Genomic DNA, 13,897 nt, shown 5'->3' on the forward strand with positions numbered 1-13,897 from the left:
ATATTGCGGTATTTTTTTGCGCGAGAATAAGGCCGCATTTGCGGCCTTGGTTATTTATGTTGCTGTCTTGATGAATCAGCGTTTATGCGTAAGCCTCTATTATTTTAGATACTTTATCAATGTACTTCTGCATTGCAGTATCTGCATCCATGCCTTTGCGCTTTTCCCACGCTTCATATTTTGCCGCGCCTTTGAAATCAAACATACCTGGGCGCTTGCCGTGTACATCGCCGTCAGTTGCTTGCTTGAAAAATGAATACAAAGCCAGCAACTCATCGTTGGATGGGCGTTGAGTAAGTGCTTTCACCTCTCGCTGGGCTTGTTCAAAACTTGCTTGTAAATCTGCCATGATTATATTCCTTTAATTAAACTTTTATTATCTAGCCAGCTAAAAGACTGGCAACTAGAACCGGTTATAAATGGATGCCACGGAGTAATGCCGAGAAGGCGATTAGCTCTGCCGAAGAGGCTCTTTCTGTTTTCTGTTCTTCATCTTGCTCGTTCTTTTTTGAATCAGGGAACATGCGGAAGCTGCTGTTCATGATAATCTCGGCGAGTTTCGGGAATAGCGCATGTACGATAGCACCAAAAATACCGAGTTTCGTCGCAATGCGCTTGGGCTTATCAATGATTGCGGTTGCTAACAGATCGGCAGCCTCGTCGGGTGATAACGTTGGGACCGATTCGTAGATTTTGGTTGGTGCAATCATCGGTGTTGCTACCAATGGCATGTTAATGGTGGTGAAATTAACATTCACATCGGAGTACTCTGATGCGGCACAGCGAGAGAAAGCATCCATTGCCGCTTTCGAGGAAACGTACGCAGAGAATCGCGGCGCATTCGTTAGCACGCCAATTGAAGAGACGTTGATAACGTGACCACCTCCTTGTGCTTCCATGCTTGGCAGTAAACCGAGAGTCAGCTTCAATGCTCCAAAGTAATTCAGCTGCATGGTGCGCTCAAAGTCGTGGAAACGATCGACGGAATCGGCGACGGAGCGGCGGATTGAGCGACCGGCATTGTTAACGAGAATATCGACGCGGCCATGTTCCGCGAGCACATCTGCAACCAGGGTATCGACTTGTTCGATACTTGATAAATCGCACTTGTATGTGTGAGCGATGCCGCCGCGTTTTTCAACTTCTTCTCTGGTGAGGGCCAGTTTCTCTTCGTCACGAGCAACTAACACCATTTCGGCACCATTTTCAGCCAGTTTATAGGCCGTTGCCTGACCAATACCGGAGCTTGCACCAGTGATTAGGATGATTTTGTTGGCAACGCGACCTTTCAAGCTGTGATCACCAGAGATCTCCGGATCCAGGTGACGCTCCCAGTAGTCCCAAATGACAGGCGCATAAGTTGGAAGGCGAGGGCACTCAATGCCTGAACCTTTCAATGCCATTTGGGTTTCACGGCAATCAAAATCGGTCGGGTATGTGAAAAACTGCAGAGCAGAAGCTGGAATACCTAAGTCTTTCATGGTGACGTCAGCAATTTGCTTAATCGTCGGCAATGAAAGAATGGCGTTCTTAACCTGGTTCGGGATAAAACCAAACAGTCTTGCATCAAAGCGTAGTGCCATGCGAGGAGCATGACCGGCTTCAGCAAAAATGTTGAGTACTTCGCCAGAACGATAGGGTTTTGGATCCGTCAGGTGGAAGCAGCGCCCATCAAGATCTTCCTTATGAGCAATATGATCTAAAGCATCAATAACGTAATCGACAGGTACAATATTCAGACGTCCGCCTTCGAGACCAATGGTCGGCACCCAGGCAGGCAGCACATTACGAATGCGCTGTAGCATCTTAAAGAAGTAATAGGGCCCGTCGGCACGCTCCGCAATCCCAGTTTTAGAATCACCCACAACCATTCCGGGGCGATAGACGCGAAACGGTATTGAGCACTTATCACGTACGACCTTCTCTGACAGATGCTTGGTCGAGAAGTAAGGGTGGTCAAGGTTTTCGGCTTCATCAAACATGTCTTCGCGGAAGTGGCCTTCATACAAACCGGCCGCAGCGATAGAGCTGATATGATGAAAACAGCCTGCATTCAGTGCGATGGCAGCATCAACCGCATTTTGAGTGCCGGCAATATTAACCGCTTCCTGAATTTCAGCTGTGGCTTTAAGATCGTAGATCGCTGCAAGGTGAAAGAAATGAGAAATATTGCCCTTAAGCGCGGCGATATCAGCTTCTGATAAACCTAAACCTTGCTTAGTCAGGTCTCCCTGAACCGGCATGACACGACCAGCGGGTATATCCCACTGTTGTATGCTGGATGCTAAACGATCTCGTGCCAGCTGATCGTGACAGAGTACATAAATGTCACCCTCGCGTTTTAATAATCGGGTGATCAGGTTACGGCCTAAAAAGCCCGTACCACCAGTCAGAAAATATGCCATGGGTTCTCCTTAAATGTGCCAACTGAGGCAAAAAATATTCCTTTTCGTAATATAACTTACACTGGTCTGAGTTGTTGTCTTTAGGCAATATTGAAATTCATTAAATAGATCACCTTTTTATTTGTTATCACTGAATCATTTACATCTTTTTAAGAAATGAATAAGTTTTTCCATAGTTTAATCTATGATTGATTAGAGAGAAAAAAATAAAGTACAAGGTTACTGTCTTTGTAAACTATTGGATTTCGAAAATGGCTGGCATAATTATTACGAGAAAATTGAGAGGATGTTATGTATGACTTCGTAATTGTAGGAGGAGGCTCTGCTGGGTGTGTGCTTGCCAATAGATTGTCTTCCAATCCAAAAATCAAAGTATGCTTAGTCGAAGCCGGGCCAAAAGATTCCAGTTTGATGGTTCATGTGCCATTAGGGTTAATTGGAATGATGCATTCAAAGAAGATGAATTGGCGTTATTACACTGAGCAGGAACCGAACTTACAGGGGCGAAAACTGTTTTGGCCACGTGGTAAAACATTGGGAGGCAGTAGCGCTTCCAATGCCATGTGTTATGTCCGGGGACATGCGCAGGACTACGATGAGTGGGAAGCGTTGGGAAATCATGGCTGGAGCTATGATGACGTGTTGCCATACTTCAAAAAATCCCAACATCAGGAACGTGGCGCAGATGCTTACCATGGTGTCGGGGGGCCATTAAATGTTGCTGATCTACGGAGTAAAAACCCGTTGTCAGAGGCCTTTATCGAAGCGGCAAAACAAGCCGGACATACTATAAATCAAGACTTTAATGGCAAAGAGCAGAACGGTATCGGCTACTATCAGGTGACGCAAATAAATGGCCAGCGCTGCAGTGCAGCGGTGGGCTATTTACGTCCGGTTGAAAAGCGAAAAAATCTCACTATTATTACCGACGCCCTTACTACCAAGGTGGTGTTTGACGGAAAGACGGCGATTGGTATTGAGTACCTTAAAGGTGGTGAAAAGCTGACGGTTCGTGCAGCCTGTGAGGTGATTTTAAGTGGTGGAGCTATTAACAGCCCACAGTTACTGATGCTGTCAGGTATTGGTGATAAAACTGAATTAAATCAACACAAAATCAATGTGGTTCACCATCTGCCCGGGGTCGGGAAAAACCTGCAGGATCACCTTGATGTGCTTGCTGTGACCCGAGAGCGGACCTTCCACTCTGTGGGTTTTTCTCCGGTTGCTTTACTGCGTTCGGTAAAAGGACTTTTTGATTACTTCCTGTTTAAGAAAGGCAATTTCACCTCCAATATTGCCGAGGCAGGAGGGTTCGCGAAAAGCGATCCAGAGCTATCGGTACCGGATGTTCAGTTCCATTTTTCACCTTGTTTTTTGGATAATCACGGTTTGGATCTGTGGACAACCACTCGGCATGGTTACTCGCTACATGCTTGTAATTTAAGGCCAAAAAGTCGAGGAGTGTTAAAGCTTCGTAACTCCGATCCAACGGTGCCCCCCGTGATTGAGGCCAATTACCTTGAGAATGCTGATGATGTAAAAGCATTGGTGAAGGCGGTAAAAATGTCTCGTGAAATTCTAAAACAACCGGCTTTTGACCATTACCGTGGCAAGGAAGTTTTTCCAGGAAAAGAGGTGCAGACAGACGAGCAGCTAGAAGCGTTTATACGTCGAAAAGCAGAATCGATTTATCATCCTGTTGGTACATGCAAGATGGGCAGCGATGAGATGGCAGTGGTTAATTCGCGGTTGAATGTTATTGGTATTGCAGGGCTTCGTGTCGTTGACGCATCAATTATGCCGACACTCATTGGCGGAAATACGAATGCTCCCACAATAATGATCGCTGAAAAAGCCGCTGATATGATTCTGACTGATTTAACTTCGCAGCTGACACACTCCAATACGATAGAAAGAGATTACGCATAATATTTTATAAAGTTCTAATTTCAGATCAGATTTTGCTGGTCTGAAATTATTTCAAATAATAATATAAATTAGAGTGCATATTCTAATTTTTATATCTATAGTTACCGGTTAATTCTTTTATTCTATCCGTATTCTAAATATTAATTGTTTAATATTCATTTTGATATAATTGTCATTATTTAACACGATTCCGATGTTTAATCGAAAACATATATCTACAGTACTACGGGTTTTAATTACTCGAAAAACAATGGATATTTCTTGCATTAAAACACCTTAAATTGAAAATTTTAGACAGCCTGAATGAAGGGTATATAATATGACTTACCTGAAACAGGTGATCACGGCAATACTGAGGTGAAGTATGATTTCTAGGAATAATCTGAGTAGGAAATTTCAGACTTTGATGGATGAAGTATCCACCAAGATTGCGGAAAATAGGGTAACAGCGAAAGGTAAAGTCAGTGAATTTATCGAACACAGCTTACCGTATAATCATAGCGATGCAATGATCTCGATACTGAATGGCATGGTTGGTGACTACCTCGTACAGCGTAGTAGTCGGCTAATGCAGGAGATGGTCTTTCGAGATCAGCACCAGACTTTGCGTATAGAGCCTGAACGGCTGAACCAGTTGTTGCCCCAAGCCAGTGACAGGATTGTATTATGCGTGCACGGCTGGTGCATGAATGATGTTCAATGGCTGCGTAAAGAGCATGATCATGGCCGTTTTTTAGCTAAATTTGGCTATACACCGTTGTATCTGCGCTATAACACAGGACAGCATATCTCTCTTAATGGTGAAGAGTTTGCATTCAAACTCGAAAAACTCATTTCAGCTTGGCCCTGTGATGTCAAGGAAATCGTGATTGTTGGTCATAGCATGGGGGGGCTGGTAACAAGAAGCGCCTGTTATTATGCTGAGCACCACCAGCTGAGTTGGTTAGCTAAGCTTCGTACCTTCATTACCCTTGGCACTCCTCATAACGGCGCGCCACTGGCCCAGCTGGCCTGCTGGGTTGATGAAAGGGTCGCTGAAGCCCCGTATTTGTCTGCATTATCAAAGATAGCTGATGTTCGCAGCAGTGGCAGCCGGGATCTCAGTCAAGGCTACATTTGTCATGCTGACTGGCAGGATGAAGACAATGAGAGGGCGCTTCATCGAGTACGTCCCGCATTGCCTGAGAAAGTAGCATGCTATGCAATTGCCACGTGTTTGGGGCAGAATCTTAATGATGAGTCGAATCGAGCTCTTGGTGATGGCTTAGTTCCCGTATCGAGCGCTTTGGGAGAGAGCGACGCTGGGCATACGAACGTCTTGTATTCCGCAGATAATCAATGGGTAGGTTACGGTATTAACCATTTAGATTTATTGAGTCACCCTTTAGTGGCATCGAAGCTAAAAGAGTGGGTGTTAAGCCATACCGTGCAACCCTTTGAGCCGCTTGAGCCGTGATTTTTGTTCGTGGCTGATAATTCCGATTGGTATTATATGTGGAAAATCATATATACTGCTGAAAATGCCGTAAATCGAGACTCATATGAAGCGAATACTCTTTCTCTGTACTGGAAACTCTGCCCGCTCCCAACTGGCTGAAGCATTGATGCGCCATATGGCAGGAGATAATTACGAGATAATGAGTGCTGGCATGAGCCCTGAAACGGTTGATGATCGGGTGTACCAGGTGCTGGCGGATCAGAATGTCAATACCGACAATCTCCGGAGTGTCTCTGTAACATCTTTGAATGATCAGCATTTTGATGTCGTGATTACATTATGTGACAAGGCCAGTAATGAGTGCGCGCTTTTTCCTGACTCGGATGCTCTGATCCATTGGGATTTTGCAGATCCTAAGCCGACAGAAGGGTTACAGGCATTTTATGAGACCGTTGAGGGGCTCAAAGCAAGAATTTCGCTTTTCCTGATGTTAAATGGTGAGCAGCAAAACGATACAATTGGTCCTGTTGAGCTGTTTAAGATCATGAGTGATCCGCTAAGATTGCGGATTTTAATGCTGATTGAAGATGAACTGGCATTAACCGTTGGCGATTTAACCAAAGCACTGGAAGTAAGCCAGCCGAAGGCCTCACGGCACCTGGCTTTATTACGTGATGCCGGGATATTACAAGATCAGCGAGAAGGGCTGTGGATATTTTATCACTTCCCTGAACACCTGCCGGCTTGGGTACGTCATACCCTGGCAACGGTGAGAAACGGTAATCCCGGATTAATCAATCAGGAAAAGCTTAGACTCAGTCAGATCACCGATCGTAAAAAGCCCGGTTTCAGCAATAAGCCAAAGATCAATAAGAAGCAAACGGCCTCAGCGGTTTGAGTTATACCCACAGAATTTTATTAAAACGGGAAAGAAAAATGTCAAATACACATCCATTCTGGCCGCTACCGCTAAACAATGGTGCACAGTTGCTGCTGACGCCTTGTCCGGGAACCAAAGCCGTTAATCTGCATGACTCCTTAGTGCAATTAAAAGCCGCTGGTGCAACCGCTGTATTGACCGCATTGCAATCAAGTGATCTGCCGGATGATGGTTTCCAGAAACTTATTCAGGAGTGTGAGGCCCTGGGGCTTCAATGGTACCACCTGCCAATTGAAGATGATTGTGCTCCGGGGGAAGAGTTTAACGCAAACTGGCCGGCAGTCAGCCAGGCAGCCCAGAAAATGCTTGATAACGGAGATTCACTGGCCATCCATTGTATGGGGGGATCAGGCAGAACGGGTTTAATTGCAGCTCATCTGATGCTGGCACGGGGGATGGATCTGAAAGCAACCATCAGTCAAATTCAGGCGCTACGCCCGGGGGCTTTTACTCGACAGGCCCATACTGACTATATTCAGGCTTTCGAATTTCAGTCAAAGTCTTAACCCTTTATAAATGAAGTCGCTTATACCCAAAAACTCCGCTATTAGGCGGAGTTTTTTAATGCAATTTCAGGGTGCTGATTAAGTCACCATCGCAATCCAATAGTGGCTATTTCCTTTGCTGACGACCACTTTGGTGATGGGCACACAGATGCCGTGCCCGTAGAAGCGGATGAATTTAAGAATGACAAAATCTAAGCCTGATGGAAAAAGATCTGGTTAATTTGTATTGTTCCGCATACTATATGCGTATATTCATATATATGTTTGTTCGTATGTTGTTAGTGGCATCAATAATGAAACGAGTTAAAGGATAGAGATCATGGCAATTAAAGTAGGTATCAACGGTTTTGGTCGGATTGGTCGATTAGCACTTCGTGCGGCTTTTGATTGGGAAGAACTAGAGTTCGTCCAAATTAATGATGTGGCTGGTGATGCAAAAACACTGGCACACTTGCTGGAGTTTGACTCTATTCAGGGTCGTTGGCACCATGAAGTAAAGGTTGACGGCGATCAGATCTTCATTGGCGATAAGACTATTATCTGTTCTCAGGAGCGTGACATTGACGCTGTCGATTGGTCTGGCTGTGATGTGGTACTGGAATCGACCGGTGTGCACCGTAAAAAAGAGCTGTTGCAGAAATACCTGGCTCAAGGTGTGAAGCGTGTCGTGGTATCAGCACCGGTTAAAGAAGAAGGTGTCTTGAACGTTGTCGTGGGTGTGAACGACAATTTGTTTGATGCAGAAAAACACAGCATTGTGACTGCGGCATCTTGTACCACAAATTGCATCGCACCTATTGTCAAAGTGATCCATGAAAAGCTGGGCATTGAACAATCTTCATTTACTACCATTCATAATTTAACCAATACCCAAACCATTTTGGATGCCCCGCATCAAGATCTGCGTCGTGCGCGTGCCTGCGGTATGAGCTTAATTCCAACCACCACGGGCTCTGCTACGGCTATTGTTGAAATCTTCCCTGAGCTTAAAGGCAAGATCAACGGTCATGCGGTGCGTGTTCCGCTCGCGAATGCATCACTGACCGATATTATTTTTGACGTGAGCCGTGATACGACAGCTGATGAAGTGAATGCACTGCTGAAAGAAGCGGCAGAAGGTGAGTTAGCAGGGGTGCTGGGCTTTGAAGATCGCCCATTGGTCTCGATTGATTATAAAGGTGATCGGCGTTCGACCATTGTTGATGCCTTATCTACCATGGTTGTCAACGATCGCATGGTGAAGATTTACGCCTGGTACGACAACGAGATGGGTTACGCAACCCGGACGTCTGAGCTTATCCGTAAAGTCGGTCTGGCATAATAAGACTGCTCTTGGTTAAATGAATCGCTCCTGTGGGATTAACTTCTGCAGGAGCAAACTGAAAGAGAACTCTGCATGATTGCCGTTTTTTCAACTCTGTCGAAAGAGGTACGCCAGTATATGCTGGTGACGTTCAATTACTGGAACTTCACCATCACCGATGGTGCCTTGCGTATGCTGGTGGTGTTGCATTTTCACCAGCTAGGGTATTCACCGCTCGAAATTGCTTCATTGTTTTTGTTTTATGAATTCTTTGGCGTGATCACTAACCTGATCGGCGGTTGGTTAGGTGCGAAACTCGGTTTGAATCGCACCATGAATATTGGCCTTGCGATGCAGGTGGTCGCGTTATCTATGCTGGCGGTGCCTTCTTCCTCTCTCACTGTTGCGTGGGTAATGCTGGCGCAAGCCTTGTCAGGCATTGCGAAAGATTTAAATAAAATGAGCGCCAAGAGTGCGATCAAAACACTGGTGCCGAACGATCAGCAAGGGGCCTTGTATAAGTGGATTGCGATCCTTACCGGTTCGAAAAATGCGTTAAAAGGTGCCGGTTTTTTCCTTGGTGGTCTGTTGCTGGCGACTCTGGGTTTCCAAGGTGCAGTGCTTTTAATGGCATCGGTGCTGGCCGCAGTGTTTGTGATGAGCCTGAGCTGGCTGGAAAAGGATCTGGGTAAAGCCAAAAATAAGATTAAGTTCAGTCAGATCTTCTCGAAAAGCGCCAGTATCAATATTCTTTCTGCGGCTAGAATGTTTTTATTTGGAGCCCGGGATGTCTGGTTTGTCGTGGCTCTTCCGTTGTATTTGGGTCAGGTATTTGGCTGGGATCATCTATGGGTCGGCGGTTTTCTCGCGTTATGGGTTATCGCTTACGGGGTCGTGCAGGGATTTGCACCGCGCTTAACCGGCAAAGCTAAAGGTGTGGTACCAGATGGCCGTGCCGCATTGGCTTGGGCCGGGCTATTAGCGACCATTACTGCGGCTATCGCGCTCGGGGTTCAGCTTAACTGGCAACCTGAACTGACTATCATTGTTGGTTTACTGATTTTTGGAGCGGTATTTGCGGTTAATTCATCTTTGCATTCTTACCTGATAGTCAGCTATGCCAAAGATGATGGTGTATCGCTGGATGTCGGTTTCTATTATATGGCGAATGCAATGGGACGCTTGATCGGCACCATTCTATCGGGATGGTTATATCAGGAAGCCGGGCTTGCCGCGTGTTTGTGGGTATCTTTTGCCTTTTTAGCCATCACTACGGTGATATCAGTGCGCTTGCCTGCGCACCCTAAAGTGCAAACCGTCACTTGAATAACTGTTGAAAAATACCCATGACTGCTTTGCATCATGGGTATCTATTCGTGAGGTTTTTGCAGAATATATTCATCATTCGATTCTTATCATGATGAAAGTCATCATTTTATTCATTTTTTTTGCTTCTCGGTAAAGAGCTCTTTTATTGATATATTGCATACTGTAGAGTCGCCCCAGATATGGGCTGATAAGCGGGAAGCAGAATACCGACTTATTAACACGAGGGTAGCTTGATAGTGGCACTTTATAGTGATGAATAAAATAATAAAGAATGCACTTCAGAACCTGTATGGAACAGAATTATTTGATAAAGCCACTGAGCTAGTTTATGACAAATTGAACCCTCAGCACTGTTTTATCGGTTACTTTGATGAGCATAAAAAGCAGGTCTGCACCCTGTCATATCGTGAAAACGGGAGAGTGGGGAAAAACTTCAGCTACAACCTTGTCGATACCCCGTGTAAACATGTTCAGTCAGACCGTTGTACCTGCCATTACCCTTCAAGTGTACAAGAGCTTTTCCCCCGTGATAAACCACGGCAAGACTTAAACGCAGAAGGCTATCTTGGCGTGCCAATTTTTGCTCATACCAATGAACCTGTCGGTATTGTTGCCTGCTTATTCGATAGTACTTATGAGCACTCTCAGGAGATTGAAGAGTGGAGTTGCAGCCTCAGTTATTTGCTCGGCGTTGAACTTAAATACTCGGCACTGTTATCCAAACAAAAAAAGTTAATGTGGGAGTCGGGTCAGGAACGATGGTTAACGATCAAAGGCAGGGAGGGTGAAAACGATGGTGATGGCAATCCGACGCGTATCGCCGGTATTCAACGTGATGCGACGATAAGTGTTGAAACAGAACGTCAGTTGAATCAGGCTAAGGTTGTGTTCGATAACACCTCGGAATGTATCCTTATTACAGATAACAACAACCGGATAATTTCGGTTAATCATGCATTTGAATGTACTACCGGGTATAAACAGCATGAGTTGCTGGGTTTGTCTCCTAGCGTTCTTTCCTCCGGCCTGCATGACAAAGATTATTACCAGTCGCTGTGGTTGAGTTTGCATACCAAGGGACGCTGGAAGGGAGAAATCTGGAATCGTCGTAAAAGTGGAGAAATTTACCCGGAGGAAATATCGATCAATGTGATTAAAGGCGTTGACGATTCCGTGGTGAATTACGTTGCGGTTTTCCGCGATATTAGCCATTGGAAAAAAGCGGAAGAGCAGCTGATATTTTTTGCCTATTATGATGCTTTAACAGGCTTAGTAAACCGTCGCAGCTTTACACAGCGAGTCGAAACTCAAAGCAAAAAAGTCAAAATGGATGATCAGGTGTTCGCGATTCTGTTTATTGACATGGATGATTTTAAGTCAATAAATGATCTCTATGGTCATGATTTCGGTGACAGGGTGTTAGTTCAGATTGCAGATAGACTGAAGTTAATTTTTCCTGACCATGACAATATCTGCCGCTATGGTGGTGATGAATTTTCCGTACTACTGCCAAATGTTAATGCAGAACAAGCCTCTGAATTGGCGCGAGAAGTGAACAGATCGATCGCTGAACCTATTAATATTGATGATATTGAAGTCAATGCGACCGTTAGTATTGGTATTTCTGCATACCCTGAAAGTGGTTTAACTCATAACGCATTGCTGAAAAATGCAGACTACGCCATGTACAATATGAAAGGTGAGGGACGTAATGGTGCTTGTCTTTATGATAGTCAGTTGCAAACACAAGATATTTTAAAGCTTCAGTTAAGAGATAGACTGAAAAAAGCGATTGCTGAACAGAGGATCTACGTTTGCTATCAGCCGATCATTCATACCCAAACAGGCCAAATTGTTAAGTTTGAAGCCCTTGCACGCTGGCATGACGACATCCAGGGTGACATTTCTCCCGCGGTTTTTATTCCTATAGCTGAAAAATACGGCCTGATAAATCAGTTAGGTATGTTGGTGCTCCATCAGGCTTGCCAGGATCTGAAAAAAATTCATGCGCTGGGTTATGGCTCTATCTGCTTTTCAATCAATCGTTCAGTAAAAGAGTTTATCAATCGTGGGCAAGATGAATGTATCTGCGATGTAATTGAACAGTATGAATTACCAAACAGCTCAATTGTGATTGAAATTACTGAGACAACTGCATCGAAAGAGAGTTGCTATATTCATGATGTATTGGCGCGATTTAAAAAGAGGGGAATTAAAGTTGCCCTTGATGATTTTGGTACCGGGTATTCATCACTGGGTGCGATCGTTGATCTGAGGCCTGATCTTATTAAAATTGATCGCAGTTTTATTACTGAGATTGAGAGTAATACCGGCAGCCTAACTCTGGTGTCACTCATACTTGAGCTTAGCCATAAGCTTGGTATCAAGGTCGTAGCTGAAGGGGTAGAGACAAAGGCGCAGTTTGATCTTTTGGAGGGTATGAATTGCCATTATATCCAAGGTTTTTATGTCAGTAGCGCAAAGCAAATAGATGCGTGTATCGATATGCTGATGAATGAATCCACGTTAATGCCCCGTGCGATCTAAATAAAAATCATGTGGTACGAATGCGGAATGAGTCACTTCTGTATTGGCTATCATAACTTGCAATTTAAAACGCAGTTTAAGCAATAAGAGAGAGATGTTATTCGCGATACATGGTTGAGTTGCGATCAAAGTGCGGAGCTTTTAATATAGCGCCTTCGCGGTAAGTTAAGGATGTAGGTTCTATGCAGGCAATTTGTTTCGACTTCGATGGTACGCTCGTCGATTCTGAAGTTTTCCATGCCGATAATTGGTCAACATTTTTAGAAAGTAGGGACATCGATTTTTCGAAGTCATCATTTCTGACGGATTATGCCGGTGTAACCTGGGATAAAGTCGCACAAGATCTGAAGCGACGATTTACTATTGAGCTGTCCGCTGAGTATATGCTGGAACAGATGGAGTCGATTACCGAACAGGCTCTTCTAGTCGGTAATATTCCAGCCAAGTCAGGGGTTAGCACCTTATTAAAAGCGTTAGCAGGTAAAGTACCTCTGGCTGTTGTGACAGGGGCGCCTCGGGCTTATGTTGAGGAAATTTTAGCCAGACATGGTTGGCTCGAGTTGTTTGATCATGTCTTTAGTGGTGACGATATAGCTAATAATAAACCTGCACCGGATATCTATCAGTTAGCTTGCGAGACGTTAGGTTTTGCTCCGCATCAGGTATTGGCGATAGAAGACAGCATTACGGGCGTGACTTCGTCAGTCGCTGCAGGGTTGAAAACGGTGTTAGTTAACGAAGTGGAACTGGAGCATAGCCAGCCGCTTGACTACTCTTTTTATTCAATGGATCACGCACATTCTGCGGTCATGGCGTTAGTGACTACATCAGCCGAGTCGTCGGTTTCTCAAGCTGTGGGCTAGCATTAAAACACTTGCTAATTTTTTGGTTTCTTATCGTCCTTGGATCTGGAGAGAAGGAACGCCGACAACGCTTAATATAACTGTGGTGTGAAATAGTATAAAATTTGTCGTAATTATTTAAGTAGGCACTAAAGATGCAGAATGAAGAAATCATGACTGGCGATATGCTGGTTGAAATCGTAGAAAACCAGCTTACAGATAGTAATCCGATCAAAGTTAAAGAAACGTTGATGCGTCTGATGATGACAGGAATAGGCCGTGATGAAGCCGTGCAGATGATCGCGTGCGCATTGTCTATCGAAGTGTTTGATGTGGCCAAAAACGAAGGTAGCTTCGATCTTAAACGCTATACAGAGAACCTGGCCGCACTTCCGGATATGCCATGGGAATTCGAAGACTGAGGCTCAGTTACTGCTAATCAGCCCTGATTCAGTCAAAAGAAGCCGTTAGCAGTCTATTGTTTTAGCGGCTTTCTTATCCCACCTGATTAATTTGAATGCCATGGCTTGCAGCTTTCATCAGCTTAATCTCCCTCTTTAGTCCTACTTCAATAATTCTATATATACCCACGCAACCTCAAGTATTAGACAGTGCTGAGGGGCAGGGCTTACCTTTCACCTCCTTTGTTAATAAAATA

Annotated in this window: 11 protein-coding genes; 9 read left to right on the plus strand and 2 right to left on the minus strand. The window is 44.7% G+C overall.

Annotated features, from left to right (window positions below; translation table 11 throughout):
* Positions 1-82: 82 nt before the first annotated feature.
* Both R3289_RS04620 and R3289_RS04625 read right to left on the minus strand, forming a co-directional pair.
* Positions 83-349, minus strand: a complete 267-nt coding sequence (locus R3289_RS04620) for an acyl-CoA-binding protein (protein WP_318924320.1) — start codon at positions 347-349, stop codon at positions 83-85.
* Positions 350-413: 64 nt separating this feature from the next.
* Positions 414-2,405 carry an SDR family oxidoreductase gene (locus R3289_RS04625; RefSeq protein WP_318924321.1) on the minus strand — a complete coding sequence of 664 codons (1,992 nt, stop codon included), beginning with the start codon at positions 2,403-2,405 and terminating at the stop codon, positions 414-416.
* 291 nt (positions 2,406-2,696) lie between these two features.
* On the opposite strand from R3289_RS04625, the gene R3289_RS04630 reads away from it, so the two are divergent.
* From R3289_RS04630 to R3289_RS04670, 9 genes are all read left to right on the plus strand, one after another.
* Positions 2,697-4,334, plus strand: a complete 1,638-nt coding sequence (locus R3289_RS04630; protein WP_318924322.1) for a choline dehydrogenase — start codon at positions 2,697-2,699, stop codon at positions 4,332-4,334.
* Between the two features lie 406 nt (positions 4,335-4,740).
* On the plus strand, positions 4,741-5,790 hold the full coding sequence (locus R3289_RS04635; RefSeq protein ID WP_318924323.1) for a lipase/acyltransferase domain-containing protein: 1,050 nt from the start codon (positions 4,741-4,743) through the stop codon (positions 5,788-5,790).
* Positions 5,791-5,875: 85 nt separating this feature from the next.
* A complete protein-coding gene (locus R3289_RS04640) occupies positions 5,876-6,670 on the plus strand; it encodes a metalloregulator ArsR/SmtB family transcription factor (RefSeq protein ID WP_318924324.1) in 795 nt (264 codons plus the stop codon).
* Positions 6,671-6,708: 38 nt separating this feature from the next.
* A complete protein-coding gene (locus R3289_RS04645) occupies positions 6,709-7,218 on the plus strand; it encodes a tyrosine-protein phosphatase (RefSeq protein WP_318924325.1) in 510 nt (169 codons plus the stop codon).
* 319 nt (positions 7,219-7,537) lie between these two features.
* On the plus strand, positions 7,538-8,539 hold the full coding sequence (locus R3289_RS04650; protein ID WP_318924326.1) for an ArsJ-associated glyceraldehyde-3-phosphate dehydrogenase: 1,002 nt from the start codon (positions 7,538-7,540) through the stop codon (positions 8,537-8,539).
* 75 nt (positions 8,540-8,614) lie between these two features.
* On the plus strand, positions 8,615-9,847 hold the full coding sequence (gene arsJ, locus R3289_RS04655; RefSeq protein WP_318924327.1) for an organoarsenical effux MFS transporter ArsJ: 1,233 nt from the start codon (positions 8,615-8,617) through the stop codon (positions 9,845-9,847).
* A gap of 255 nt (positions 9,848-10,102) precedes the next feature.
* Positions 10,103-12,397 carry a putative bifunctional diguanylate cyclase/phosphodiesterase gene (locus tag R3289_RS04660; RefSeq protein WP_318924328.1) on the plus strand — a complete coding sequence of 765 codons (2,295 nt, stop codon included), beginning with the start codon at positions 10,103-10,105 and terminating at the stop codon, positions 12,395-12,397.
* Between the two features lie 182 nt (positions 12,398-12,579).
* A complete protein-coding gene (locus R3289_RS04665) occupies positions 12,580-13,260 on the plus strand; it encodes an HAD family phosphatase (RefSeq protein WP_318924329.1) in 681 nt (226 codons plus the stop codon).
* Between the two features lie 134 nt (positions 13,261-13,394).
* Positions 13,395-13,661 (plus strand): hypothetical protein, encoded by a 267-nt coding sequence (locus tag R3289_RS04670; protein WP_318924330.1) that lies wholly within the window; start codon positions 13,395-13,397, stop codon positions 13,659-13,661.
* Positions 13,662-13,897: the final 236 nt, after the last annotated feature.

The organism is Photobacterium sp., from assembly GCF_033720175.1.
GTDB lineage: Bacteria > Pseudomonadota > Gammaproteobacteria > Enterobacterales > Vibrionaceae > Photobacterium.

Excerpts from the sequence above, each read along its gene's own strand:
- R3289_RS04670 (WP_318924330.1), top strand. The coding sequence starts at position 13,395 with ATGCAGAATGAAGAAATCATGACTGGCGATATGCTGGTTGAAATCGTA.
- R3289_RS04635 (WP_318924323.1), top strand. The coding sequence starts at position 4,741 with ATGGATGAAGTATCCACCAAGATTGCGGAAAATAGGGTAACAGCGAAA.
- R3289_RS04660 (WP_318924328.1), top strand. The coding sequence starts at position 10,103 with ATGAATAAAATAATAAAGAATGCACTTCAGAACCTGTATGGAACAGAA.
- R3289_RS04625 (WP_318924321.1), bottom strand. The coding sequence starts at position 2,405 with ATGGCATATTTTCTGACTGGTGGTACGGGCTTTTTAGGCCGTAACCTG.
- R3289_RS04650 (WP_318924326.1), top strand. The coding sequence starts at position 7,538 with ATGGCAATTAAAGTAGGTATCAACGGTTTTGGTCGGATTGGTCGATTA.
- R3289_RS04645 (WP_318924325.1), top strand. The coding sequence starts at position 6,709 with ATGTCAAATACACATCCATTCTGGCCGCTACCGCTAAACAATGGTGCA.
- R3289_RS04640 (WP_318924324.1), top strand. The coding sequence starts at position 5,876 with ATGAAGCGAATACTCTTTCTCTGTACTGGAAACTCTGCCCGCTCCCAA.
- R3289_RS04665 (WP_318924329.1), top strand. The coding sequence starts at position 12,580 with ATGCAGGCAATTTGTTTCGACTTCGATGGTACGCTCGTCGATTCTGAA.
- arsJ (WP_318924327.1), top strand. The coding sequence starts at position 8,615 with ATGATTGCCGTTTTTTCAACTCTGTCGAAAGAGGTACGCCAGTATATG.
- R3289_RS04620 (WP_318924320.1), bottom strand. The coding sequence starts at position 349 with ATGGCAGATTTACAAGCAAGTTTTGAACAAGCCCAGCGAGAGGTGAAA.
- R3289_RS04630 (WP_318924322.1), top strand. The coding sequence starts at position 2,697 with ATGTATGACTTCGTAATTGTAGGAGGAGGCTCTGCTGGGTGTGTGCTT.